Origin of the sequence: Sphingomonas sp. TX0543, from assembly GCF_048565505.1 — a bacterium.
Lineage (GTDB): Bacteria > Pseudomonadota > Alphaproteobacteria > Sphingomonadales > Sphingomonadaceae > Sphingomonas.
This window is the reverse complement of record NZ_JBLZUS010000002.1, coordinates 1,897,648-1,921,362: the sequence shown is the minus strand read 5'-3', so window position 1 is coordinate 1,921,362 and position 23,715 is coordinate 1,897,648. Positions and strand designations below refer to the sequence as shown.

The window sequence follows — 23,715 nt, the reverse complement described above, 5'->3', positions numbered from 1 at the left end:
AACGCGCTAAGAGCGGCGTCATGACCGACTTTACCGATCTCGTCGCCGGATATCGGCGTTTCCGCGAACATGGCTGGATCGAACAGCGCGAGCGCTGGGCCGAATTGTCGGAGGGGCAGAGCCCCAAGGTGATGGTGATAGCCTGTTCGGACAGCCGCACCGATCCGGCGACCGTTTTCGACGTGTCCCCGGGCGAAATCTTCGTCGTGCGCAATGTCGCAAACCTCGTGCCGCCGTTCGAGTTGGGTGGCGGTCGCCACGGCGTATCGGCCGCGCTGGAATTCGCGGTGACGCAGCTCAAGGTGCAGGAAGTGGTCGTCATGGGCCACGGATCATGCGGGGGCGTCCATGCGTCGCTTACCCGCCGCTTCGAAGAGGCGAAGCCGGGCGAAGGCGGCTTCATCGCGCGCTGGATCGACATGCTGGACGAAGCGCGGGATCGCGTCGCCGCGCAATATGGAGACGGTGAGGAAGCCGCACACCAGCTTGAGCTTGAAACCGTACGGGTCAGCATCGCCAACCTGCGCAGTTTCCCTTGCGTGCGCGAGGCGGAAGCCGCGGGGCAGCTTGCGTTGCGCGGCGCATGGTTCTCGATCCGTGGCGGCGTGCTGTGGGTCATGGGCGCGGACGGCGAGTTCGCGCCCGCCTGACCCGGCGAGAGGCAGCCCGTTTACCCGTCCAGCGCCTCGTGCGCGATGCGGGCCAGTTCCGGGTCGAGCGTGGGCGGATCCATCGGCACGTTGGCGGACAAAACGTCCGCCACCACCGTGAGCGCCGCTATCCGGCCAGCCTTCTTGTGGTTGCAGTCGATCACATGCCACGGGGCGGCGCCGGTATCGGTGCGCTCGAACATCTCGTGCATCGCCTCCAGATAGTCGGCGCGCTTGGCGCGGTTGCGATAATCCTCCAACCCGGTTTTCCAGCGTTTCCAGGGATCATCGATGCGTTCGCGCAGGCGCTTGTCCTGCTCCTTTTGCCCGACATGGACAAACAGCTTCACCAGCGTCGTGCCCGAATCGACTAGCCGCGTCTCGAAATCGTTGATCTGGCCGTAACTGCGTTTCCATTCCGCGCGGGTCGCAAAGCCCTCGACCCGCTCCACCAGCACGCGCCCGTACCAGCTGCGATCAAATACCGTGACGTCGCCCGGTGCGGGCAGTTTGTTGCGAAAGCGCCAGAGGAAGGGATGCGCCTTTTCCTCTGGCGTCGGTGCTGAGATCGGATAGACCTCGAAATGACGGGGATCCCAGGTGCTCACGAGCCGCTGGATGATACCGCCCTTCCCCGCCGCATCCCAGCCCTCCAGCATCACGACTGCGGGGCGCGCATGCTCGATATGGGCGACCAGTATCTTCCTCAGCCGCTGCTGCAGCTTGGCGAGATCGCGACGGTAATTACCCCGGTAGGGTTTTCCCTTCTCATAATCGGCAAGATCGATCATTGCGCCAGCCTGCCGTGAAAGCGCGCCTGACGCCAGACATGATCTCATCCGGCGCCCGGTGCCACCGCCTTGTCCACATTGGCGATATCGGCGGTGGAGCGAAGATTGAGTTCGCGAAGCTGCTTGGCCGAAACGAAGCTGGGCGCCCCCATCATCAGGTCTTCCGCCTTCTGCGTCATCGGGAAGACGATCACCTCGCGGATGTTGGGCTGATCGGCGAGCAGCATCACGATGCGATCGATGCCGGGCGCGGAGCCGCCGTGCGGCGGCGCGCCGTATTTGAACGCGTTTATCATCCCCGCAAAGTTCGTATCGACGTCCTCGCGGCTATACCCGGCAATCTCGAACGCCTTGTACATGATTTCGGGCCGGTGATTTCGGATCGCGCCGGAAGACAGCTCTACGCCGTTGCAAACGATGTCATATTGATAGGCGAGGATATCGAGCGGGTCTTTGGTCTCCAGCGCGTCCAGTTCGCCCTGCGGCATGCTGAACGGGTTGTGGCTGAAATCAATCTTCTTGTTGTCCTCGTCATATTCGAACATCGGGAAATCGACGATCCAGCAGAATTCGAAGCGGCTTTCGTCGATCAGGCCGAGTTGTTCGCCCACGCGCGTGCGGGCGAGGCCGGCGAGCTTCGCTGCCTGTCCTTCCTTGCCAGCGGCGAAAAAGATGCCGTCGTCCGGGCCGAGCCCGAGTTCGTCGGCCAGCGCGGACATTTTGTCCTCGCCATGGTTCTTCGCGATCGGGCCGCCCCATTCGCCGCCCTTGCGCGTCGCATAGCCGAGCCCCGCGAACCCTTCCGCCTGCGCCCAGGCATTCATATCGTCGAAGAACTTGCGCGATTTCTCCGCCGTTTTCGGCGCGGGGATAGCGCGGACTACATCACCGGCCTCGACGATCGCGGCGAAGCGGCCGAAGCCGGACCCGGCGAAATGCGCGGAGACATCGGAAATCAGGATCGGGTTGCGCAGGTCCGGCTTGTCGTTGCCGTATTTCAGCATCGACTCGCGATACGGTATCTGGCGGAACGGCAGGGCACTGACGGTGCGCCCTTTGCCCTGCCAGTCCGCGAATTCGGTGAATACGCCGTGCAATACTGGCTCGATCGCGGCGAACACGTCTTCCTGCGTGACATAGCTCATCTCGAAATCGAGCTGATAGAACTCTCCCGGCGAGCGATCGGCGCGCGCGTCCTCGTCGCGGAAGCAGGGCGCGATCTGGAAATAGCGATCGAAGCCGGCAACCATCAGGAGTTGCTTGAACATCTGCGGGGCCTGCGGCAGCGCATAGAATTTGCCGGGGTGCACACGGCTGGGAACGAGATAGTCGCGCGCGCCTTCGGGGCTGGAAGCGGTCAGGATCGGCGTCTGGAACTCGGTGAAGCCCTGGTCGATCATCCGCTTGCGGATCGAGGCGATCACCGCTGACCGCAGCATGATATTGGCGTGCAGCTTTTCGCGCCGCAGATCGAGGAAGCGATAGCGCAGGCGGATATCTTCCGGATATTCCGCCTCTCCCGCGACCGGCATCGGCAGTTCCTGTGCCACCGACTGGACGGTCACGGCGGTTGCGAATACCTCGATCTCACCGGTGGCGAGGTTGGGATTGATCGTCGCGTCGGAACGCTTCTTCACATTGCCGTCGATCGTGACGACCGATTCGGTGCGCAGCGATTCCAGCACCGGCAGCGCGGGCGAATCGCTGTCCGCCACGATCTGGGTCAGCCCGTAATGGTCGCGCAGATCGACGAACAATACGCCGCCATGGTCGCGCTTGCGATGAACCCAGCCCGAAAGGCGAACGGCGTCGCCGACATTCGCGGCGGTCAGCGCGGCGCAATTATGGGTGCGGTAGGCGTGCATCTTGTGATCTCTGACTGGCATCACCCCGTCGGAACGGGGGCCGCCGGAATGGCGGGTAAATGAAAGCCCGCGCCCTCCCCTTCCATCCACGCTTTGTCAAGGCGCGCGCGTGGGGCTATGGGCGGCGGCTTATGCATGTTCACCCGCTGATCACCGACAATGCGACGCTCGCCAATCTGTGCGCGCGCCTCGCAGACGCCCCCTTCATCTGCGTCGATACCGAATTCATGCGCGAAAGCACCTACTGGCCCGAGCTGTGCCTGATCCAGATCGCCGATACCGAAGAGGCAGCGGCCATTGATCCAAAGGCGCCGGGGCTCGATATGGCGCCGTTGCTGGATCTGCTGGTCGATAATGAGGAAGTCCTGAAGGTATTCCACGCCGGCGGCCAGGATATCGAGATCATCTACAACCTGACCGGCAAGACTCCTTATCCGCTGTTCGACACACAGGTGGCGGCGATGGCGCTCGGTCAGGGGGAGCAGATCGGCTATTCGAACCTGGTTGATAGCTGGCTCGGTATCCAGATCGACAAGGGCGCGCGCTTCACCGATTGGTCGCGCCGCCCGCTCGATCAGCGGCAGGTGGATTATGCGATCGGCGACGTGACACACCTTTCGAACATCTTCCCCAAGATGCTCGAACGCCTGAAAAAGACCGGGCGTGGCGCGTGGCTGGATCAGGAGATGGAGCGGCTCGCCGATCCGGCGAACTACGCGAACGATCCCGAGCTTTCGTGGAAGCGCGTGCGGATATCCGGTCGCAAGCCCGATGTGCTGGGGCGGCTGAAGGCGATCGCCAAATGGCGCGAGCTGGAAGCCCGCAGCAAGGATCTGCCGCGCGGCCGCATCGTGAAGGATGAAACGCTGGCCGATCTCGCCGGCCATCCGCCGAAGAAACAGGCCGACCTGTCGAAGGTCCGCGGGCTTTCCGCAACCTGGGCCTCGAACGATATCGGCAAGCGCCTCATGACCGCGATCGCCGAGGCTGCGCCGATGCCCGCCAGCGAGATGCCGCCGCGCGACGATCGCAAGCCGGGGCTGGGCAAGGAAGGCTCGCTGGTCGCCGATCTGTTGAAACTGCTGCTGAAGATTCGCGCGCGCGATATCGATGTCGCGCCGCGCTTGCTCGCGCGCGGCGAAGAGTTGGAGGCGCTGGCGGCCGGGCAGCGTGAAGGCCTCGCGATTCTCACCGGCTGGCGCTATGATCAGTTCGGGCGTGACGCACTCGATCTGGTCGAGGGAAGGCTCGGCTTCGCGGTCCAGAGTGGCAAGCTCAAGATGACACGAACAGAGGGGACTGCCGCATGACCAAGGCCCTTTTCGCCGCGCTGCCGCTGATTGCGCTCGCCGGCTGCGTCGATGACCGCCCCGGGATGCCGGGGCCGGTACGCGAATGTCGCGCCGGCCCGGCGCAGCGCTTCGTCGGTGCCCCGTTCCGCCCTGCGCTCGTCCGCCAGGCACAACGCGCCGCCGGCGCCCGTAGCGTTCGCGTGCTCTATCCCGGTCAGGCGGCGACAATGGACTTTCGGGCGGACCGGCTGAACATCAACGTTGGCGAGCGCAACATCATCCGCAGCCTCAACTGCGGATGACAATCTTCACGCGGTGACGATCGGCGCGCGGCCCAGCGCCGCCGCCAGCGCATTGTGCCGCTTCTCGACCGCTTCGCCATAAAGGCCCTGATCCTCGGAATTCAGATCAAGCGTGAGCGTTTTGGCATCGATTGACAGATGCGAGCGCTGCAATGGCCCCGCCAGCCCACCGGACAACCGCTGGCCGAGCCGCATCGCAAGCCCCCAGCCAACCGCGCGTCGCAGATCGAGATCGCTGGCCAGCAGCGGCAGTGGCGGCGCGCTCGCGGTGCTCCCGCCAAGCCCGGTCCACAGCGCCTGCGCAATCATCGCACGGCCGCGCGCATCGACGCCGACCCAATTGCCGTGAAGGGCGATCTCCATTCCGCGCTCGGCGCGGAATTCCGGGTTCGCGCGCCAGCCCACATCGGCAAGCTGGCAGGCGGCATGGCGCAGCCGCGCATCCGCGCCGGATTCACCGGCGAACGGCGGCGCGATCCATTCGTAAAGCAGATCGCCATGTTCGGGGAAGCGGCCCGCCCGCCGCCCCTCGTCGCGCGTTGCGACCACCAAGGGGTCCTGCGCGCGCGTCCGCTCATCCAGCGCGCCATAGAGCAATCCCTCGCGCAGGCCGTAAGCTGAAACGATCGTGCCCCGGCTTTTCAGGTGCTTGAGCAATGAGGTCAGCACCGCCGCCGCATCGCCCAAGGTCGGGATCCGGCCGGTGGACAGGCCAGGCACTGCCTTCAGCCGTCCCTTTGCAAGATGCGATATCGTGCGCCCCAGCCGCGTCACCGTTTCCGCGGTCATCGCATATTCGTGGATGATCGGCAGCGGATAATGGGTCCGGTCCATGTCGAGCCGCGCCAGCCCGCGCCATGATCCGCCGACGAGATACAGCGGCAACCCCTTGCCCGCCCCGCCCCATCCGGCATCGCGCAGCAATTTTCCGACCCTCCGGTCCAGACCGCCCTTTTCGCGGAGTGCCGCGATACGCAGCACGCCGAGCGGGAAGGATGCGTGCTGCAATATCGCCCCGTCCCTGACGCGGACAAGCTCGAGGCTGCCGCCGCCAAGATCGCCGACGATTCCATCCGCACCGGGTATCGCGGAAATCACGCCATACCCTGCCGCCCGCGCCTCTTGCTCCCCGGAAAGCAGTTCCACGGTCAGGCCGTGTTGCGCCGCGATCGCCAGCAAGTCGTCGCCGTTGGCGGCATCTCGTGCAGCCGCCGTTGCGACGGTGCGAACCGTGTCGCACCGCATCTCCCGGGTCAGCGCCTCGAAACGGGCAAGCGCGATCTCCGCCGCCGCCATCGCTTCCGCATCGATCGCGCCGGTCTGCGCCAGGCTTCTTCCCAGCCCCGCGAGCACTTTTTCATTGAAGAGGATCGCCGGCAGCCGCGCCGGCCCCTGATAGACGACGAGTCGGATCGAGTTCGATCCGATATCGATGATCGCCGTGCGCGGCGCCGCCACCGGGGTTCCTCAGCCCTGCCGGCGGAGCGAAAGGGTCGGCACCTCGCCGCCCTCGGCGAGCGCCGCGCCGCGCCCGGAAAGCGACGGGTTGGTCATGAAATAACGGTGGAGGTTGAATGGTTTGTCACCGGGCTTCAGGCGAACGTAGCTGCCGTCCGGCTCCAGCTCCCAGCTTTGCTCGTCATCGATAAGGTTCGCCACCATTACCTGATCGAGCACCTGATCGTGAACCGTCTCGTTGATGAGCGGCAACATATATTCGACCCGGCGATCGAAATTGCGCGGCATCCAGTCTGCCGATGAGATCAGCACATGCGCCCCATCGTTGGGCAATGCCGCCCCATTGCCGAAACACGCGATGCGGCTGTGCTCAAGGAAGCGCCCGATCACCGATTTCACCCGGATGTTATCCGACATTCCCGGCACCTTCGGGCGCAGGCAGCAGATGCCGCGCACGACCAGATCGATCTCCACCCCGGCCCCGCTCGCCTCGTAGAGCTTCTCGATGATCGCAGGATCGACCACCGAATTCATCTTCGCCCAGATTGCCGCAGGCTTGCCTGCACGTGCGAAGGCGATCTCTGCGTCGATCAGTTCGATCAGCCGGTCACGCAGACCGCGCGGGGAGATGACGAGAAGCTCCATCCCTTGCGGCTCGACATAGCCGGTGATGTAATTGAACACCTGCGCCGCATCGCGCCCGATGCGCGGATCGGCGGTGAAGAAACTGAGATCGGTATAGATGCGTGCGGTGATCGGGTGATAATTGCCGGTGCCGAAATGACAGTAAGTGCGGAACTGCCCGCCCTCGCGCCGCACCACCATCGATATCTTGGCATGGGTCTTCCAGTCGATGAAGCCATAGACCACCTGCACGCCGGCGCGCTCGAGCGCGCTGGCCCACAGCATGTTCTGCTCCTCGTCGAAGCGCGCCTTCAATTCGACCACCGCCGTCACGGACTTGCCCGCCTCCGCAGCGGCGATCAGCGCGTTGATGACCGCGGACTGCTTGCCGGCGCGATACAGCGTCTGCTTGATCGCCACCACGTCCGGGTCGTTCGCAGCCTGTTTCAGAAAGGCCAGCACCACGTCGAACGTCTCGTAAGGGTGGTGGACGATGATGTCCTTCGAGCGGATTGCGGCGAAGCAATCGCCGCCGAACTCGCGGATGCGTTCGGGAAAGCGCGGTGTGAATGGCGGAAATTTCAGATCTGGCCGATCTTCTTCGTAAAGCTGATCGAGATCCCCGATTCCCAGGAACGATCCGCTCTCGGTAATCAGCGCGCCGGCCTCGCCCAGTTCACCGCGCAGCGCGTTTTCCAGCGCATCTGGCATCCCGGTTTCCAGCTCCAGACGGATGACCCGCCCGCGCCGCCGCCGCTTGATCGCATTGGCGAAGTAGCGGACAAGATCCTCCGCCTCTTCCTCGATTTCGATATCGCTATCGCGCAGCACGCGAAATTCCGCCGCGCCGAGCACACGATAACCGGGGAACAGCACGTGCGAGAACCGCTTGACGATCGATTCGATCGCCACGTAGCGCGCCTGCTCACCCGGCAGCCTGACGAAACGACGCATCGACGCGGAAAGCATCACCAGTTCACGGATCGGCTCGTCGTCGGAGAGCCGCATCAGATCGAACATCACCGCCAGGCCCTTGTTGGGCATGAACGGGAAGGGATGCGCAGGATCGAGCGCCTGCGGCGTCAGGATCGGCAGAAGCTGCTCGCGGAAATGCGTTTCCAGCCATGCGATCTCCTCCGCCGAGAGCACCGCATCGACCCGGCTCGAGCCCAGCACCTGAAGACCGGTATCAGCCAGCGCATGGCGGATATCGCGCCATACGGTCTCCTGATCCATCAGCAGTTTGTCCGCCGCCGCGGTGATTGCGTTCAGCTGCTGGGTCGGCGTCAGCCCGTCCGCGGAGCGCGCCTCCACCTCCAGAATCTGTTGCCCCTTCAGCCCGGCGACGCGAACCATGAAGAACTCGTCGAGGTTCGAGCCGGAAATGGACAGGAACCGCAACCGTTCCAGCAACGGATGCGCAGGATTGCACGCCTCCTCCAGCACGCGCCGGTTGAACGCCAGCCACGAAAGCTCGCGATTGAAATAACGCCCCGACGTGCTCGGCTCGAACGGATCGTCGTCTTCGCGGATGCTGGCGGCGATATGGGCTGGGCGGGTCATTCGTAATCCGTCGTCGGGAGCGGGATAAGGGCGGCGGCGGCAAGTGTGGTGCGCGCCAGCGGGATCGACAGCCGCTTGCGGCGCTCCAGCACCTCCTGGTCCAGCGCATCCACCGTTCGCATGACAGCAATATGACTACGCTCGATCCGCGTTACCAGCCAGTCGATCAGATCGGGTCGCGCATCCAGCCCGCGCCGCAGGAACTGCCGCCCCAGCAGCACCCGCATCAACTCGTCGTCTGGCGCGCCGATCGTGGCCACCGGCGAGGCGCCCAGACGCGACCGCAGGTCTGGGAGCTTGATCCGCCACTCGGGTGGCGGGGCATCCGCAACGATCAGCAGCGGCTTGCGCTCGGCTTGTGCGCGGTTCCATTCGTGGAAAAGTTCGGTTTCGGAGCGCTTTTCCGCGTCGTCGATGATCGCGCCGCCACTTTTCGAGGCGAAGATGCGGGCAAGCAGGCTGCGCCCCGATTTCCTCGGGCCGGTGAGCAGCGCGGTCATCACCGGCCACGCGCCCCAATGTTCCACCATATGTGCCGCACGCGCGTTCGAGGGTGTGACCAGAAACTCCTCGTCGCGGGGATCGGCGGGCCACTCCAGCGGCAGCGCGATCTGGTTCATCCGGCGGTCGCGTTGTCCGCCGCCACGTCCGGCGGGAGCAATTGGGGCGCGCGGCGGATGCGGAGCGTGGTGCCGTTGCCCAACACCTGCCAGCCGCGGGATTGGAGCGCGGCACGGAAGGCGTCGGGGGTGCCGCCATAGGTTATCGTCATCACCGATACACCGCCGAGCGCCAGGCTGGACGTTGCCGCGCTTGAAACCCCGGGCACGCCGCGCATTGCCGCCTCAGTGCCATTCACCGCCGCCGCCCCTGGCGAATCGAACTGCACGGAGATCGTCGTACCGCCCACTGTAAGGCCGTCGACCGGCTGCGAGTCGTCCGGTGCCGCCGTTTCGGCGGTCGCCGCCACCGGCGCGACATAGGCAAGGCCGGGATCCCGCCGCAGCGCCCCGCTGTTCAGCGCTGTTTGATAAAGATCATCGAGCCGCTTCACACCGACGTCGAGCAGCTGCCCAAGCCCGGCTGGCGAGCCGACGCGCAGCGCGAACTGGCCGAACAGCCGGTTATCTGGTCCTCCCCGCGCCTGAAACACCCCGATGATCGGGCCACCCGGCCATTGGCGGGAAAGACTGACGGTGGGCATCAGCACATCGCTGCCGCCATATTGATCGAGCACCGATCGCCACCAGCCACGCCCCGGCCGCTGCGTCTGTCCATAATTGAGCAGCAGCGGGTCCGCGCCGTTGCCGACGGGGCGAATGTAATCCACCGTGCTGCCGCCGGTGCGGAAGCGTGCCCAGGCCTCCTGCCACGGTGTGCGCTGTTCGAATACTGTCGCCGTGCCGCCGGTCCACATCACCGGGATCACGACCATCGGCGCGGAGCGGCTGACATAATTGCTGACGCCGAGTGCAGCACTCGCCCGCGCGCGATCGAAAAGCACACCCAGCTTCGCGATATAGCGGTTCGGACCGATCTGCTCGTTCTCGACAACGATGCCGGACACGAGCGAATCGAGCGTGCCGTCCGCAATGAGACCGCCACCGGCGCCCAGACGCTTCGACAGTTGCACCCACGCCTTGCGCTGCGCCAGCCGCCAGCCGCCATAGCGCGCGGCATCGGCATCCTTGGCGGACACATCGACAGCCACGCCGCTGACTTCAAAATCCGACGAACTGTCGATCGGCGCGACGCCGCGATCGCCGCCTTCGATCTGCGCGATGCCGATCCCGCTGCCAAGCAGTATCACGCCGATGGCGGGAGCGAGGAAAATCGGGCGAAGACGCATCTTGCCCGCCTTTTGGCGAAGCAAGCGTGGAAATCCAAGCGAGATATGGCTAGTCGCACAGCATATGACCACAGATAGTCGCAATACGTCTTATACCTACGCCGATGCCGGCGTTTCGATCGCCGGCGGAAATGCCCTGGTCCGCGCAATAGCCCCCCTCGCCCGCGCGACGCGCCGGGCGGGGGCGGATGCGGATCTCGGCGGATTCGGCGGCTTCTTCGATTTGCGCGCCGCAGGGTTCAGAGATCCTCTGCTCGTGGCCGCCAATGACGGCGTCGGCACCAAGCTGAAGCTTGCGATCGAGCACGAGCGGCACGAGGGCGTCGGGATCGATCTGGTCGCGATGTGCGCGAACGACCTGATCGTCCAGGGCGCGGAGCCGCTGTTCTTCCTCGATTATTACGCGACCGGCCGGCTCGATAACGGGGTTGCGGAACAGGTCGTCGCCTCGATCGCGGAAGGGTGCAAAATCGCCGGATGCGCACTGATCGGTGGCGAGACGGCGGAAATGCCGGGGATGTATGCCGATGGCGATTACGATCTCGCCGGGTTCTGCGTCGGCGCGGTCGAGCGGGACGAAGTGCTCACCGGGCGGGAAATCGCGGTGGGAGACGTGATCCTCGGCATCGCCTCGTCGGGCGTCCACTCCAACGGCTTTTCGCTCGTTCGCCGGCTCGCCGCCGACAAGGGATGGCGGCTTGATCGCCCCGCCCTGTTCGATCAGGATCGCCTGCTGATCGATACGTTGATGGCCCCCACGCGCATCTATGTGAAAAGCCTGCTGCCGCTAGTGCGTGACCGGCGGATCAAGGGGCTGGCTCATATCACCGGCGGGGGACTGCTGGAGAATATTCCACGTGTGCTCCCTGCGGAGCGTCATGCGCTGATCGATGCGGATGCATGGCCCCAGCCGCGCCTCATGGCCTTCTTGCAAGCGCAGGGCGCGATCGAGCCGGAAGAGATGGCGCGCACCTTCAACTGTGGCATCGGCATGGCGGCGATCGTCGCGCCCGATGTCGCGGACACGGTCATCGCCGCGCTCGAAGCCGCCGGCGAAACCGCCCACCGCATTGGAACGATCGCCGCCGGGGAGCGAGGCTGCACGGTGCGCGGCTCGGTCGAAACCTGGAGCGCGCGGGCCGGCTGGACGGCGACGCACAACGCATGAACTCCCCGGCCAAAGTCGCGATCCTCGTTTCGGGGCGCGGATCGAATATGCAATCGTTGGTCGCGGCGGCGGGTGACGCCTATGAGATCGTCGTCGTCGCCTCCGACAAGCCGGACGCCGCCGGTCTCGCCTGGGCGCGCGAGCGTGGTATCCCCACTTTCGCGCTCTCGCCCAAGGACATCGGCAAGGCGGCCTATGAGACCGCGCTCGACGCGGCGCTCCGGCGGGCGGGCGCGGAATATATCGCGCTCGCGGGCTACATGAGGCTGCTGTCGGACGAATTCGTCGCCGGCTGGCGCGGGCGCATCGTCAATATCCATCCCTCGCTGCTGCCGAGGTACAAGGGCCTCGATACCCATGCGCGCGCCATCGCGGCCGGCGATGCAGAAGCCGGCTGCTCGGTACATGTCGTCACCGAGGAACTCGACGGCGGCGAGGTGCTGGGTCAGGCCCGCGTACCGATCCTGCCCGGGGACGACGCCGAAACGCTTGCCGCGCGCGTGCTGGCGGAGGAACATCGCCTTTACCCGCGCGTCCTCGCCGAGTGGTTGGCGCGCTGACGCGTCCGCCGTGCGCGCAGCATCTTGTGGAAGGAGCCACCGTGACGACGACCGATCCGGCTCCATTGCTGCAAAAGGTGCGAGAGATCGCACTCACCCTGCCGGCTGCGATGGAGCGCCCTAGCCACGGCTCGCCCGGATTCCATCTCGAAAAGGGCAAGTTCTTCGCCTATTTCTGGCACGATCACCACGGGGACGGCGAAACCGTGGTGATCGTGAAGGCGGCGGATAGTGATGAACAGGCGATGCTGATCGAAATGGATCCCGACTGCTATTTCCGCCCCGCCTATCTAGGCCCGTCCGGCTGGGTGGCGATGCGGCTGGACCGCACCGATACGGACTGGGATCGCGTCGGCGACCGGATCGCGCGGAGTTGGGAGCTGGTCGCGCCACGCCGGTTGCTGGAGATGGGCGGACGATGAGCGAAACCGCAGACCAGGCCGCCACGCGACGCCGCTGGATCACGCTGGCGGAACTGCTTGCCGTGGTCGGCATGCTGATCGGCGCGGCAACCCTGTACCTAAACTGGTCCGGCCGCCGCGCCGACGAAGCTGCGCGCGCCGCGCAGGAGGCCAGCGCCGAGCATGCGCGCGGTGTCGTAACGCTCGTGGGCAAAGTATCCGGCGGCGGCGACGCACTCGCGCTGAGCGACGGGGATCGTGTGTTCAGTGCCGCGACCGTCACTTTCCCCAAGGCACTTGGCGTCGCTCCGCAGGACGCGCTTCCCGGCCCGCGCATCGCCGGCGACTGGTTCGCCGCCGGGTTGTTGAAGGCGATTGAAGGCGTCGACAAGGATCACGGACGCCTTCCCGTGCTGATCTCGGTAAGCTGGTGGGACGGCGACAGGAGCCATACGGAAACCGCCCTCTACGACATATTATGGCGCACCGAGGGCCGCTTCCTGCGCGGGCGGAAGCTTGTGCTGACGGGGCTGGCACTCACTTCGCGAAGCAAATCGGCAACGGTGCTGGATGCGGCGTGGGAGCGAACCCGACCGAAGAAATAGTCGTGATCCGCCACCGCAAAAATTCACCGTGATCCCGCGCTTATTCACGACACCGGCGTATCCGTGCCAACGACCCGCTTCCATCACAACGAGTTGAAAAGCCGCGTCAGCCTTTCCATCGCCTCGACGACGCGCTTTTCGGATTCAGATCCGAAGCAGATTCGCAGATGCCCCTCGCCCGCCGGGCCATAGAAGCTGCCGGCCTCGACCACGACATGCGCGTCGTGCAGGATACGCATCGCCAGTTCGTTCGATGACAGCCCCGTGCCCCGGATATCCGGGAACGCGTAAATCGTACCTTCGGGTTCTGCGCATGTGACGCCCGGCATCTGGTTCAGCGCCCGAACAACTATGTCGCGCTTGCGCCGATCGGCCTCGACCATCGCCAGCATCGCGTCCTGCGGCCCTTCTATCGCCGCGCGGGCGCCTTCCTGGACGAACACGTTGACGTGGGTGATGTCGGTCATGGCGATACGCAGGATCGCCGGCATCAGTCGTGCGTCGGCAGCAAGGTATCCCACGCGCCAGCCATCCATCGAATATGCCTTGGTAAACGCGAAGCAGGTGATCGTGCGCTCGCGCATGCCGGGCAGACTGGCGATGCTCACATGCTTCGCGTTTCCATAAGTGATATGCTCGTACACTTCGTCGGAAAGAACCAGCAGATCGTGTTCGATCGCAAGTGCGGCGATGTGCTGAAGCTCATCCCGGCTATAGACGCGCCCGGTAGGATTGGCCGGGTTCACCAGAACGATCATCCTGGTCCGTTCGGTAATCTTCGCGGCGATCTTATCCCGCGAGATGGCGAAGTTGTTCGCGCTGTCCAACTCCGCGATCACCACGGTGCCGCCGGCCAGTTCGATCTTGCCGATGTGCTGCGGGTAATAGGGATCGAGCAGGATCACCTCATCGCCCGGATCGATGGCCGCCATCATCGCCGCGAACGACGCGTGGGTGAGGCCGTTGCATACCAGTACTTCATCGATGGCATAGTCGAGCCGGTTGAATTCGCGCAATTTTCTCGTCAGCGCCTTTCGGAACGACGGTGTGCCGCGGAAATCCCCGTAATGGACGATGCCCGCGTCCAGCGCGGCCTTTGCCGCCGCTTTGATATGATCCGGCGTATCCGCATGGGGCCGGCCAAATTCGAGGTGGATCAGATCGAAGCCGGCTGCATCCATAGCGGCAGCCTCATCATACATGCCGAAGCTTTTTCTCGATCCGCCTGTCAGGCGCCGTGCCGGCCACTTCATCATCGACCTCCAGATGAACCACATTACGTGAATATTCGTGTGATATATACTATCAATTCCAGAAGTATCAGTCTTGAAGTGCGCAAGCCTCTGCCGTTAGGTGGAACGGTCAGAAGACCGCCTTCAGCTCGCGTCACGCCCGGGCATCAGCCGCGTTGTTCGCGCAACGCGATGAAGCAACAGTTATCACACGATTTTCGTTGATTTTACTACGACCCGATTGCATTTTCCGATCGGATGACAATCGGCATCCCGCTTCCGTTTCAGACACGCGGCGCCCGTGCCAGTTGCCAATCAACCCGTTAATTCAACCCAACATGCCGAGATCAGCCGGGCGCTCCCCCACCCGCATTCCGCTTTGGCTCAAATTGTCAGTAACAGGTATGAAGTATATGATTTCAGATGAATTTGCCCCGCACGTGCCAGCGCTGGCGAGCCTGCGCTTGATCCCGAGTAATAGTTGAGGGAAACATGGCGACCAGAGCACCCGGAAAGCTGGCGGGAAGGGCGAAGGATTCGATGAGTAACCGCAGTGTCTACGATCCGAGCAGCCCGGATTTCCGTCTTGAAAATTCGCCATTCTATTTGATGGCCCACGCAGACTTCAAATATCACGAGGATATGGACATCGTGCTGCACAAGCATGGTGTTTCCAAACCGATCTATCGCGTGATGACGGTATTGCGCGAACGCGAGCCGGCCAGCATCGGCGCGATTGCGGAGGCGGCGCTGACCAAGCGATCGACGATCAGCCGGATCATCGATCGCATGGTCGAGCAGGGATTGGCTTGCACCGCGCCCAATGCCGACGATCAGCGGGTCACCGAGGTAACACTGACACCGGCGGGCCACGAAACGTTGCGTACGCTCACGCCGATCGTCGGGCGGCAGTTCAACCGGGCAATGGACGGCGTGAGCGATAGCGACATCGCCCGATTGCTCGCGACCCTGCAGAAGATCGGCGCGAACCTCAGCAAGCTTCCGATAGAGTAACGGGCCGGCCGGCCGAGAACGGCGCCCTCCAGGCATTGCTGCCGAAAGATTTAAGATCACCGGCGCTGCGTGGATCGCGGCTTATGGCGTCGAAGATGTCAGTCCGACAGATAGGCCATCGTCATCAATAGTTTGGGCAACAGCGTGGCCGCGGCGTGAAAACGGATCGGATGCGGCTGACGCGGCGTTACGGATAAAATTTCGTTGCTGTTCGACGCGATTGCCGCAGCGACTTCGATGCCAAGCTGGGTATTCACGCCGATACCGCGGCCGTTATCAGCCTGTATCGCGATCGCTCCATTCCCCAGATCATAGAGTTCGGGCAGAAACGACGTGTTCACACAGGCCACGCCCTCCCACATGAAGTCGATCTGCGGATCGGACATGGCGGGGAAGTGCCGGATCAGGCGACGCCTTGCCTCCCGCACATGCGCCTTCGGCCCGGATAGGAGAAACGATTTCGGGAAGGCCGAAATCATGCGTCCGTACCCATCGAGGCGCGCCGTGAAGAGATAGGGAACCTTGTCCGTCAGCGCGCCACCTTCCGGCATCAGAAGGGCGCGCTGCGCGGCCTCTTGTGGCGCGCTTGCGAACTGAACGACATGCAGCGGCAGCACGGTGCGATGCAGCGCCGGGTGAAGGGCGGCGTTGCCGGCATTGGCCGCGAGCACGACACGTCGCGCTGCGACAGCCCCTTCCGGCGTGCGCGCCAACCAGCGCGCGCCATCGTGTTCCAGCGCTGCTACCGGGCTTTCGGCGTATAGCCGCGCGCCCTGCCGCAGCGCGGCCCGCGCTATGCCACGAACATAGCCGAGCGGGTTGACGCCCCCGCCCTCCGCGAACCGCAGCGCGCCGCGATACCGCTCCACTCCGAACAGCCGCCGCGTCTCCCCGCCCTCGACAAACGTGACGTCATAACCGCGCGACCACCATTGGGCGGCATAGCCGCGCTGTTGCTCGACCAGCGCGTCGGTGTGCGCAGGGGTGTAGAAGCCGTCCTGCCGCGCGTCGCAATCGATCCCGTGGCGGGCGATCAGATCAAAAACCGCCCGCGCCGATCCGCCGATCATCCGCGTCATCCGCTCGCCGCTCGCCGCCCCGAGCGTCTGGCGGATGGTTTCCGGTGTATGGCGGATGTAATCGGGCGCGACGATGCCGCCGCTCCACCCGGTAGAGCGATCGCCCGGCTCGCCGGCCTCCAGCAACACCGCGTCCACGCCCGCCTCTGCGAGATGGAGCGCGGTCGTCATGCCCGCGATCCCGCCACCAACGACGAGCACATCGGCCTCGACGCTGGCCGTCAATACGCCAAGATCCGGCCCGGGCGCCGAAGTAGTCGCCCACACGGCACGGGTGGACGGGCAGGAATTAGCCTGACGCCGCATCACCGCTCCATCTTAAGCGTATGATCGCTGGCTGCCGCGAACGGCGCGGCTTCGGTGATTCTCATATACTCTGGAACTTTCTCGTTCGCCCGAAGTGGGCAATAATTGGCTAATTTCAGGCGACTGCCGCAGGCGCGACACGTCCGCGCTCGCCCCGCCGCGCGATCGTGACGAACAGCAGGACGAAGCAGAGCGCTACCGGTGTGTTCATGATCATCGGCAGTGACATCTCGTTATTGCCGACAATGCTCACCGCGATGAAGATTGCGGTACCCTCCTGACGCATCAGATGCTCGATCCCGATCGCGATGTTCTCGCGGCGCGCGAAACCGGCAAAGCGCACGATCAGCATCACGACACAGATCATGATGAGGTTGAGGATCACCGTGATCCAGAAAAGCGCGCCAAGATTCTCGCGCAGCACCGGCATTTGATCGAACAGGATGAAGCCGAACGCGGTGAACAATACGATCGTCGCGGCCTTCTTCAGGTACTTCCTCACTGTTCCCGCGATATTGGGTCGCAGCGCCCGCAGAGCGAAACCCGCCGCCGCCGGCAGCACCGTGATCGAAAATATGTCCCAGAAGAAAGAGCCCAGCGGCACATTCACATCGGCTTCCAGGCCCATGAAATGCAGCAGCGCGAAATGGGCGTAGAACGGCACCAGCAGGATATATGTCATGCTCAGGATCAACGTCATCGACATCGACAGCGCCAGATCGCCCTTCGCCATGTCAGTGAACAGATTGGACAGCATCCCCCCGGGCGTCGTGGCCAGAAGCACGAAACCCACCGCCAGCGCCGGCGTCGGCGCGACCGTAAGCGCCAGCGTCAGGCCGATCAGCGGCGGGACGATCAGCATCGAGCAGACGCCGAAGATCAGCGCACGCTTGTTGCGAAACACCTGGCGAAAGTCGGCCGCGGTGAGCGAAAGCCCCATCGCTGTCATGATCGCGACGAGCGATGCCGGAAGCACGGAATGGCTCAGGATCGCCATCAGATCAGCGTAAGTCATGCCCACGCCTCCTCAGACCGGCTCGACCGTTATGGTGCAGGCGCCGGCACGGCGAATGGCGCGGCAATCAGCGACTGCCTTGGGAAGATCCTCGTCGATAATCCGGGCACACACATTTGCCTGAATCCAGCCGAACGGCATCAGCAGACGGCCGCCCGCCCCGTAAAAGATGCCGATGTCATAAAATGGGCCGGGCGGTAATCCATGCGTGCTCCCGGCAGCCAGATACGCGAGCACCACATCCCCCTCGCGGGGATAGGATGTGGCATTCTCCGGGGCTATTGCTGGCGTGGCGATGCCTTCGGGCAGCGCGGACGACGGCATCGGCACCGAAATTTCCGGGCCGGTCCAGATCGCATGCATCGCCTCGAACGCGGCCCGTCGGGACGCGAGATCGCGCAGGAACGCGCAGGATTGCGGTGCCGCATCCACCAGTAACCGGCAGCGTGCGGACAATCCCGAGGCGGGCTCCGTAAAGCGGATCATGTCCATCGAAAGCACTCCCCTATTTGCCCGCCGTCATCGACAGATATTCTTCTTTCTGCAGCGCGATCGGCACATTGCCGTTCTGCCAGAGATAATCGTGAAAGCGCTTGATATCGAATGACTTTCCTTCGCGCACGCGCGCCTCGGCGAGAAATTCCGTCGTTTGCATCTTGCCGATCTGATAGCTGATCGCCTGGCCCGGCGCGGCGGCGAAGAACGTGGCCTCCTCCCGCGCGGTCGCCCGGTCCATGGGCACCATCCGCTCCAGATAGTCGGCCGCCTGGGCTATGGTGAATTCGCCCATGGCCAGCTTCACATCGACCTCGACCCGCAGCGCGCGCAATCGCGCGAAATTATAGATGATCTCGCGCGTTCGCGGCGCATCTGCCCAGAACCCCGCCTGAAGCATCATCTCTTCGGCGTAAAAGCCGGTGCCTTCGTTCGCGCCGCTGTCATAATAATGGCGACGCAGCGGATCGGGGTGCTTCCAGCCCAAAGTAAGCTGAAAGAAATGACCCGGCACGCCCTCGTGGACGATCACAGGGCGCGGATCGCGCATCAGCGACAGGTTGAAATAGCCCAGCGTCGGCGACGGATCGGGCAGATAGACGGTGGCGTTTTGCCCCACCCGCGCGATGCTGGTGAAATCGAATGTCCGCCCAAGCCAGCCGATCGGCGCAAGATAGGCGGGGAAGGCACGCGCGTTATAATGACCGGCCCATTCCGGCACGCTCAGCAAATTGTGCTCCGTCAGGAAGCGCCGAACCTTCAGCTCCTCCGCATCCAGTCTCGCCGTGACTTCGCCGATCGTCGAGCCGATGGGCAGTTCTGGCTGGCCCGTATTCCGGTTCCGTTCGATTGTTTCGAACAGGACAGAGCGGGCCCACTCCTGTCGCCCCATCACCAGAAGCTCTTCAGGTGAGTAGGGATAGAGCGCGACGCTGCCGAGGAAATACCGGTAGCTCTCGCGCCCTACCGCCGTCGTCGTCGGCAGCCCCGCGCGGTGCGCCTCCAGAAAGGAACGATAACCGGCGAAGGCGCCGACACTCCGTTCCACCGCGCTCTTCAGCCGCCGGCGCTGTCCGGCATCGGCATAAGGGCCAAGCCCGGTAGCCATGGCGCGCAGGCTCGGCGGAATCTCGGCGATCTGCGCCAGCGCGATATCGACGAACGGTCCGCGCATGTCGGTGAGATTGGCGCGGCCGGCCACCAGAACGGCTGGCGCATTTTCAAGCAGGCGGATCACCTCCTCGATCCGCTCGCGCGACAACGGCGGTGGCGGCAACAGCACCTCGAACACGGGATTGAGCGCCTGGGCGGTGTAAAAATGCGGTTGCCGACGCCACGCGGCGACATGGTCTATTTCCCACCTCACCCTCGCCAGCGCGGAACCGACCAAGCGATAATCTACCCTTTCGCTCACCGTGCGGGGCGAGCCGGCCAGCGCCTGCCACCGCGCCTCGAACGCGGCAAGGGTCGCCCGCTGGGCTGCGATCGAGGCCGGCGACCAGTCCGGCACCCATTTCGCCGGTCGCACGATACGCGGAATGTCATCGCTGCTCGCCGGCTGGGTGACGGCTCGCCAGGCCCAGAACTCCGCACCGAGATTCTGTATTGCCGGTTGTGCGGCGGCCGCCTGCGCCGCCAGCATCGTGGCGCAGGCGATGATGCCGGCGATAGCGCTACGCAGCATGTTACTTCCGGTTCTTCACATTGCGATCGAAGAAATCGACCATCTTCTTGAACGCGAAGCGCGCCTGCGGAAGATTGTCGCTCGCCCACGCATGGTTGGCGCCGGGCAGGGTAACCAGCTCGAACATCTGCTCGCGCCGGATCATCCCCTCCGCCAGCGCCATCGTATCAGAATAGAGCACGACCGGGTCCCGCGTGCCGTGGATAATCATCAGCGGGTCACGGATGCCCTGCGCCTGATAAAGCGCCGATTGCGCTTCGTATCGTTTGGGCATGTCGGCGCCTTCGGTCGGCCCCATGATCCACATCTGCTCGGGATAGGCGTGCCACACATTGGTGGCTGGCGCCCCCGCGATGCCCGCCGCATAGAGCCCCGGCTTTTTCGACAGGGACATGATCGTCATCAGCCCGCCGTAGCTCGATCCCCAGATTCCGATGCGCTTCGGGTCGGCATAGCCCTTCTCGATCAGATAGCGGACCCCGCTCTCCAGATCGTTGATGTCGGTTTCGCCATAGCTTTCATACTGCGTCTGGTTGTGGTCGCGGCCCTGGCCCCATGATCCGCGGACATTGACGTTGAGAACGATATAGCCCTGCGCCACGAAATATTGGTCGATGCCCCAGGTCGGGTGCGCGCGGCGGCCACCCCACTGATTATGCACGGAATCCGAATAAACGGAGCCGACGATCACCGGATAGCGCCTCGCCGGATCGTAGTTCGCCGGCAGGCTGACGCGCGCGACCAGATTCACCCCGTCGACATGACTGGGAAACTGCACGTAGCGGACGTCCGCCCAGGTCTGCGTGTAGAAATCCGGCTGGGGTGATCGGGTGACCTGCACCGCCCTGCCCGGTTTCGCTGTGTCGATCAGGTGCAGTTCCGGCGGCGTCGTGTCGTTGCTGTACCAGTCGGCGATCCGGCGGAAATCGGGTGAATATACCGGCTCGTGGGTGCCCGCCGCCGCTCCGCTGATCCGCTCGATCGGGCCGCCCGCCACGGAAACGCGATAGAGCTGCCGATCCGAAAGCGCCGACTCATTGGCCACGAAATAGAGTTGACGGTTCTTGGCATCCACCTCGAACGAGGCGATCTCCCAGTTTCCGCGCGTGATCTGGCGCGGTGCTTCGGCGGCCCTGCGCTGATGGTAAAGCTGCAGCCACCCGTCACGATCGGTGAGGATGATGAGGCCATCGTCGCCGGGCGCCCACGCCACCTTCCAGTCGGGACGAAGATGCCGGGGCTCGCGCAATGTATAGAATGTCTCGCGCACGCCGCTCGCGACATCGAAGACATAGACGGTATGTTCCTTGGCCTCCATGTCCGCACCGCTGATGAAGAGCCGCCTCCCGTCCGATGACAGGCCGTATCCCCAGATCGGATCCTTCGCATCCGGTCGCTCGAAGAGGCGCACCGCCCCAGAGGCGACGTCGACTACACCGATTGTCGCCTTCGCCGTTTCGTCGCCGGGGAAGGCGCGGATCACGCGGTTGTTCTGAAGACCGCCCCTGGCATAATAAAAGATGTCGCGCGCCGGCATCGCGCGATCATCCGCCTGCTGGAAAGCGATCGTTTTGCTGTCGGCGGACCATTGAAAATCTGCGACATACACTCTCGGATCGTCAGTGCCGGCAAGGCGCCGGGCGGCGTCTCCCCCGCCGGCTGCTGTGTCTCGCACCCACAATATTCCACCTTGCGCGTCGCTTTCGCGCGGATCGGCGGGGTTCCCCGAGACGAATGCCAGTTTGCTGCCGTCCGCCGAGACGGACAGGTTGCGCACGCCGTGCTTGTCGTTCTCGACCTCGATAACGCGACCGTCGGCTTCGCGGATGCGGAGCTGGCCGTCGAGCGTGAACGCCACCCTGCCGCGATCGAGGAAAACCGCCTGCGCGATGCCCTTCCGCTCCGCTTCCGGGCGCGCATCGCGGCCGAGAAACGTGAGCCGGGACTTTTTGCCGGTGACGGGCGAATAGGCCCAGATGTCGCGGAACGAATAACCATCCTCGTTCCACAGGAACAGGACGGTTCTGCCGTCGCGCGCCCAGCTATATCCTTCCGGCGGGATGCCGACCAGGCTCTTGTAGCGATACAGCCCGTCGATCGACAGGCTCGTGCCGGCAAGCTTCGGGGCGTCATGGGACCGAGCCTGCGCCGCTGCGGCTGGCGGCAAAGCCGCGAATGGCGCCACCAGCAAGAATGCGGCCAGCGAACGCCCGGAGGCAAGGAACAACGACATCTCAAACCACCTTACAGCCACGTATTTCAGCGAGCGCCCGCACAGCCAGTGCTACCGCGCCTTGCCGCCCACTTCCCGCACGAGCGTGTCCCAATATCCCAGTTCCTTGTAATAGGAGGCCAGCGGGATACGTTCGTCGGTGCCGTGCGCCCGCGCATCTTGCGGCATCACCAGACCGAGACTTCCTGCGCCATAGGTCGGAATTCCGGCGCGGCGATATTCGCGCCCCTCGGTTCCGCCGGACGACATGTTGGGCGTCAGGCGCGCGCCCGGCCAGCTTGCATCGAGCGCGCGTTGCAGCATCGCCATCACGTCGCTGCGGATCGGCGACGCGGGGCTTTCGACGGCCTCGCCGGTCAGCTTTACCGCGATCGCCGGATTGCCGGCCGCCTTGGCGATCTCTGCCTGCACATCGGCCACGCGCGTGCCGGGCAGGATGCGGCAATTGACGGTCGCGACAGCATTCTGCGCAAGTGCGTTCGGCGCATTCCCCGCGCGCAGCATCGTCGCCACGCATGTCGTCCACAGGAAGTTGCCGGCGGACGGATCCCGGCGCACGACCGCCAGCGCGTTGGCATCCTTGGGATCCGCAAGCAGCGCGCGCAGCGCGGTGCCGGTTTCTCCGCCCTTCTCCGCCGCCAGTTTTTCGGTCATCGCGCGGGTGATCGGATTGAAGATGACCGGGAAGCGCAGCGCCTTGATCCGCGTCAGCGCCGCTGCGAGATCGTAGATCGCATTGTCGTCGCGAGGTGCCGAGCTGTGGCCGCCCTTGTTGAGCGCCGTCACCTCGAACGTCGCGTTGGTCTTCTCGGCCGCCTGCATGCCGAAATCGAGCGGCACGCCTGCGCTCGTCACGGAGCCGCCGCCGGCATCGGCGTTGAGCGCGAATTCCGCCTTCCGCACCAGCGGATTGGCGATCACCGCGCGGGTCGAGAGCATGCCCGTTTCCTCATCGCCGGAAAAAGCGAGCAGCAGATCGCGTTCCGGCACCCAGCCCGCGCGCTTCAGCCGGGCGAAGGTGGAAACCAGGAGCGCGACGCCGAACTTGTCGTCCTGCGTGCCGCGGCCGTAAAGATAGCCGTCCTTCTCCACCGGCTTGTAGGGATCGGTGGACCAGTTTTCCGCCACCGCATCCACCACGTCCATGTGCGCAAGCAACGCGACCGGCCGAAGCGCCGTGTTACGCCCTGCGTATCGCACCACGAACCCCGAGGTCACCTCGCCGTCGATCGTTACGGGAACGCGGATGATATCGGCATCGCTGAAGCCTGCCCCCTTCAGCCGCGCCGCCAGCACGTCAATCAGCCGGGGGACGTTCCCGCGCCCCTTCGCCGTCGGAATCGCGACGATCTCCTCCAGCAGCGCGCGCGCGTCGGCGCGATCCTTGTCGGTCGCCTCCCAGCGCTGGGGCGGCGCGGCGGCCAGAGTGGAAACGGGGATCGCGGCACTCGCCGCAAGCAAGAGGAGGGACCAGGGCTTGGGCAAGGGCAATCCTATCCTTTTGATGTGCACCGGCCGCCCCCCTGAAG

At 64.3% G+C, this 23,715-nt stretch carries 21 protein-coding genes; 8 read left to right on the top strand and 13 right to left on the bottom strand.

Going from position 1 to position 23,715, the window contains the following annotated elements; all coding sequences use genetic code 11:
• Window positions 1–20 precede the first annotated feature (20 nt).
• The gene (locus ACM61V_RS09810; RefSeq protein ID WP_137785677.1) at window positions 21–650 is read left to right on the top strand and encodes a carbonic anhydrase; all 630 of its coding nucleotides are present in this window, start codon (window positions 21–23) and stop codon (window positions 648–650) included.
• Window positions 651–670: 20 nt separating this feature from the next.
• Here ACM61V_RS09810 and ACM61V_RS09805 read toward each other — a convergent pair whose 3' ends face one another.
• Window positions 671–1,441, bottom strand: coding sequence for a polyphosphate kinase 2 family protein (locus tag ACM61V_RS09805; protein WP_137785678.1), 771 nt, complete (start codon window positions 1,439–1,441; stop codon window positions 671–673).
• A gap of 44 nt (window positions 1,442–1,485) precedes the next feature.
• Window positions 1,486–3,306: an aspartate--tRNA ligase gene (gene aspS / locus ACM61V_RS09800; RefSeq protein ID WP_137785679.1), complete on the bottom strand. Its 1,821-nt coding sequence runs from the start codon at window positions 3,304–3,306 to the stop codon at window positions 1,486–1,488.
• Between the two features lie 131 nt (window positions 3,307–3,437).
• On the opposite strand from aspS, the gene rnd reads away from it, so the two are divergent.
• Window positions 3,438–4,616, top strand: a complete 1,179-nt coding sequence (gene rnd, locus ACM61V_RS09795) for a ribonuclease D (protein ID WP_137785933.1) — start codon at window positions 3,438–3,440, stop codon at window positions 4,614–4,616.
• Complete coding sequence (locus ACM61V_RS09790) at window positions 4,613–4,900, top strand: I78 family peptidase inhibitor (protein ID WP_137785680.1); 288 nt, start codon at window positions 4,613–4,615, stop codon at window positions 4,898–4,900. The genes rnd and ACM61V_RS09790 overlap by 4 nt, the downstream gene beginning before the upstream one ends.
• Window positions 4,901–4,906: 6 nt before the next feature.
• Here the strand turns inward: ACM61V_RS09790 and ACM61V_RS09785 are convergent, their stop codons facing one another.
• Genes ACM61V_RS09785 through ACM61V_RS09770 form a run of 4 tightly spaced genes read right to left on the bottom strand, consistent with a single transcriptional unit; the run spans window position 4,907 to window position 10,394 of the window.
• Window positions 4,907–6,358, bottom strand: coding sequence for a Ppx/GppA family phosphatase (locus ACM61V_RS09785; RefSeq protein ID WP_137785681.1), 1,452 nt, complete (start codon window positions 6,356–6,358; stop codon window positions 4,907–4,909).
• Between the two features lie 9 nt (window positions 6,359–6,367).
• Complete coding sequence (locus tag ACM61V_RS09780) at window positions 6,368–8,545, bottom strand: RNA degradosome polyphosphate kinase (protein WP_137785682.1); 2,178 nt, start codon at window positions 8,543–8,545, stop codon at window positions 6,368–6,370.
• Window positions 8,542–9,165, bottom strand: coding sequence for an HdaA/DnaA family protein (locus ACM61V_RS09775; RefSeq protein ID WP_137785683.1), 624 nt, complete (start codon window positions 9,163–9,165; stop codon window positions 8,542–8,544). The genes ACM61V_RS09780 and ACM61V_RS09775 overlap by 4 nt, the downstream gene beginning before the upstream one ends.
• The gene (locus ACM61V_RS09770; protein WP_137785684.1) at window positions 9,162–10,394 is read right to left on the bottom strand and encodes a heavy-metal-associated domain-containing protein; all 1,233 of its coding nucleotides are present in this window, start codon (window positions 10,392–10,394) and stop codon (window positions 9,162–9,164) included. Before ACM61V_RS09770 ends, ACM61V_RS09775 begins: the two co-directional genes overlap by 4 nt.
• Window positions 10,395–10,458: 64 nt before the next feature.
• Here ACM61V_RS09770 and purM point away from each other — a divergent pair, with 64 nt between their 5' ends.
• The 4 genes from purM to ACM61V_RS09750 are packed head-to-tail and all read left to right on the top strand — an operon-like array spanning window position 10,459 to window position 13,128.
• Window positions 10,459–11,562 (top strand): phosphoribosylformylglycinamidine cyclo-ligase, encoded by a 1,104-nt coding sequence (gene purM, locus ACM61V_RS09765; RefSeq protein WP_137785685.1) that lies wholly within the window; start codon window positions 10,459–10,461, stop codon window positions 11,560–11,562.
• Complete coding sequence (purN, locus tag ACM61V_RS09760; RefSeq protein ID WP_137785686.1) at window positions 11,559–12,122, top strand: phosphoribosylglycinamide formyltransferase; 564 nt, start codon at window positions 11,559–11,561, stop codon at window positions 12,120–12,122. The genes purM and purN overlap by 4 nt, the downstream gene beginning before the upstream one ends.
• A gap of 41 nt (window positions 12,123–12,163) precedes the next feature.
• The gene (locus tag ACM61V_RS09755; RefSeq protein ID WP_249341424.1) at window positions 12,164–12,544 is read left to right on the top strand and encodes an MmcQ/YjbR family DNA-binding protein; all 381 of its coding nucleotides are present in this window, start codon (window positions 12,164–12,166) and stop codon (window positions 12,542–12,544) included.
• Window positions 12,541–13,128 carry a hypothetical protein gene (locus tag ACM61V_RS09750; protein WP_137785687.1) on the top strand — a complete coding sequence of 196 codons (588 nt, stop codon included), beginning with the start codon at window positions 12,541–12,543 and terminating at the stop codon, window positions 13,126–13,128. Before ACM61V_RS09755 ends, ACM61V_RS09750 begins: the two co-directional genes overlap by 4 nt.
• A gap of 83 nt (window positions 13,129–13,211) precedes the next feature.
• Here the strand turns inward: ACM61V_RS09750 and ACM61V_RS09745 are convergent, their stop codons facing one another.
• A complete protein-coding gene (locus ACM61V_RS09745) occupies window positions 13,212–14,381 on the bottom strand; it encodes a pyridoxal phosphate-dependent aminotransferase (RefSeq protein ID WP_137785688.1) in 1,170 nt (389 codons plus the stop codon).
• A 519-nt stretch (window positions 14,382–14,900) separates the two neighbouring features.
• Here ACM61V_RS09745 and ACM61V_RS09740 point away from each other — a divergent pair.
• Window positions 14,901–15,374: a MarR family winged helix-turn-helix transcriptional regulator gene (locus ACM61V_RS09740; RefSeq protein WP_171007484.1), complete on the top strand. Its 474-nt coding sequence runs from the start codon at window positions 14,901–14,903 to the stop codon at window positions 15,372–15,374.
• A gap of 98 nt (window positions 15,375–15,472) precedes the next feature.
• Here the strand turns inward: ACM61V_RS09740 and ACM61V_RS09735 are convergent, their stop codons facing one another.
• The 6 genes from ACM61V_RS09735 to ACM61V_RS09710 all read right to left on the bottom strand — a co-directional run bounded on the left by ACM61V_RS09735 (window position 15,473) and on the right by ACM61V_RS09710 (window position 23,671).
• On the bottom strand, window positions 15,473–16,759 hold the full coding sequence (locus ACM61V_RS09735) for an NAD(P)/FAD-dependent oxidoreductase (protein WP_137785690.1): 1,287 nt from the start codon (window positions 16,757–16,759) through the stop codon (window positions 15,473–15,475).
• A 115-nt stretch (window positions 16,760–16,874) separates the two neighbouring features.
• Window positions 16,875–17,774: a bile acid:sodium symporter family protein gene (locus ACM61V_RS09730; protein ID WP_137785691.1), complete on the bottom strand. Its 900-nt coding sequence runs from the start codon at window positions 17,772–17,774 to the stop codon at window positions 16,875–16,877.
• Between the two features lie 12 nt (window positions 17,775–17,786).
• Window positions 17,787–18,266 carry a DUF3830 family protein gene (locus ACM61V_RS09725; RefSeq protein ID WP_137785692.1) on the bottom strand — a complete coding sequence of 160 codons (480 nt, stop codon included), beginning with the start codon at window positions 18,264–18,266 and terminating at the stop codon, window positions 17,787–17,789.
• A 13-nt stretch (window positions 18,267–18,279) separates the two neighbouring features.
• Window positions 18,280–19,953: a DUF885 family protein gene (locus ACM61V_RS09720; protein WP_137785693.1), complete on the bottom strand. Its 1,674-nt coding sequence runs from the start codon at window positions 19,951–19,953 to the stop codon at window positions 18,280–18,282.
• Between the two features lies 1 nt (window position 19,954).
• On the bottom strand, window positions 19,955–22,186 hold the full coding sequence (locus tag ACM61V_RS09715; RefSeq protein WP_137785694.1) for a prolyl oligopeptidase family serine peptidase: 2,232 nt from the start codon (window positions 22,184–22,186) through the stop codon (window positions 19,955–19,957).
• Window positions 22,187–22,237: 51 nt separating this feature from the next.
• Window positions 22,238–23,671 carry a M20/M25/M40 family metallo-hydrolase gene (locus tag ACM61V_RS09710; protein WP_171007485.1) on the bottom strand — a complete coding sequence of 478 codons (1,434 nt, stop codon included), beginning with the start codon at window positions 23,669–23,671 and terminating at the stop codon, window positions 22,238–22,240.
• Between the last annotated feature and the right edge of the window lie 44 nt (window positions 23,672–23,715).

Coding starts and splice junctions, on each gene's coding strand:
- ACM61V_RS09750 (WP_137785687.1), top strand. CDS start 12,541: ATGAGCGAAACCGCAGACCAGGCCGCCACGCGACGCCGCTGGATCACG.
- purM (WP_137785685.1), top strand. CDS start 10,459: ATGACCACAGATAGTCGCAATACGTCTTATACCTACGCCGATGCCGGC.
- aspS (WP_137785679.1), bottom strand. CDS start 3,306: ATGCACGCCTACCGCACCCATAATTGCGCCGCGCTGACCGCCGCGAAT.
- rnd (WP_137785933.1), top strand. CDS start 3,438: ATGCATGTTCACCCGCTGATCACCGACAATGCGACGCTCGCCAATCTG.
- ACM61V_RS09720 (WP_137785693.1), bottom strand. CDS start 19,953: ATGCTGCGTAGCGCTATCGCCGGCATCATCGCCTGCGCCACGATGCTG.
- ACM61V_RS09770 (WP_137785684.1), bottom strand. CDS start 10,394: ATGCGTCTTCGCCCGATTTTCCTCGCTCCCGCCATCGGCGTGATACTG.
- ACM61V_RS09810 (WP_137785677.1), top strand. CDS start 21: ATGACCGACTTTACCGATCTCGTCGCCGGATATCGGCGTTTCCGCGAA.
- ACM61V_RS09730 (WP_137785691.1), bottom strand. CDS start 17,774: ATGACTTACGCTGATCTGATGGCGATCCTGAGCCATTCCGTGCTTCCG.
- ACM61V_RS09805 (WP_137785678.1), bottom strand. CDS start 1,441: ATGATCGATCTTGCCGATTATGAGAAGGGAAAACCCTACCGGGGTAAT.
- ACM61V_RS09735 (WP_137785690.1), bottom strand. CDS start 16,759: ATGCGGCGTCAGGCTAATTCCTGCCCGTCCACCCGTGCCGTGTGGGCG.
- ACM61V_RS09790 (WP_137785680.1), top strand. CDS start 4,613: ATGACCAAGGCCCTTTTCGCCGCGCTGCCGCTGATTGCGCTCGCCGGC.
- ACM61V_RS09740 (WP_171007484.1), top strand. CDS start 14,901: ATGAGTAACCGCAGTGTCTACGATCCGAGCAGCCCGGATTTCCGTCTT.
- ACM61V_RS09745 (WP_137785688.1), bottom strand. CDS start 14,381: ATGAAGTGGCCGGCACGGCGCCTGACAGGCGGATCGAGAAAAAGCTTC.
- ACM61V_RS09725 (WP_137785692.1), bottom strand. CDS start 18,266: ATGGACATGATCCGCTTTACGGAGCCCGCCTCGGGATTGTCCGCACGC.
- purN (WP_137785686.1), top strand. CDS start 11,559: ATGAACTCCCCGGCCAAAGTCGCGATCCTCGTTTCGGGGCGCGGATCG.
- ACM61V_RS09715 (WP_137785694.1), bottom strand. CDS start 22,186: ATGTCGTTGTTCCTTGCCTCCGGGCGTTCGCTGGCCGCATTCTTGCTG.
- ACM61V_RS09780 (WP_137785682.1), bottom strand. CDS start 8,545: ATGACCCGCCCAGCCCATATCGCCGCCAGCATCCGCGAAGACGACGAT.
- ACM61V_RS09775 (WP_137785683.1), bottom strand. CDS start 9,165: ATGAACCAGATCGCGCTGCCGCTGGAGTGGCCCGCCGATCCCCGCGAC.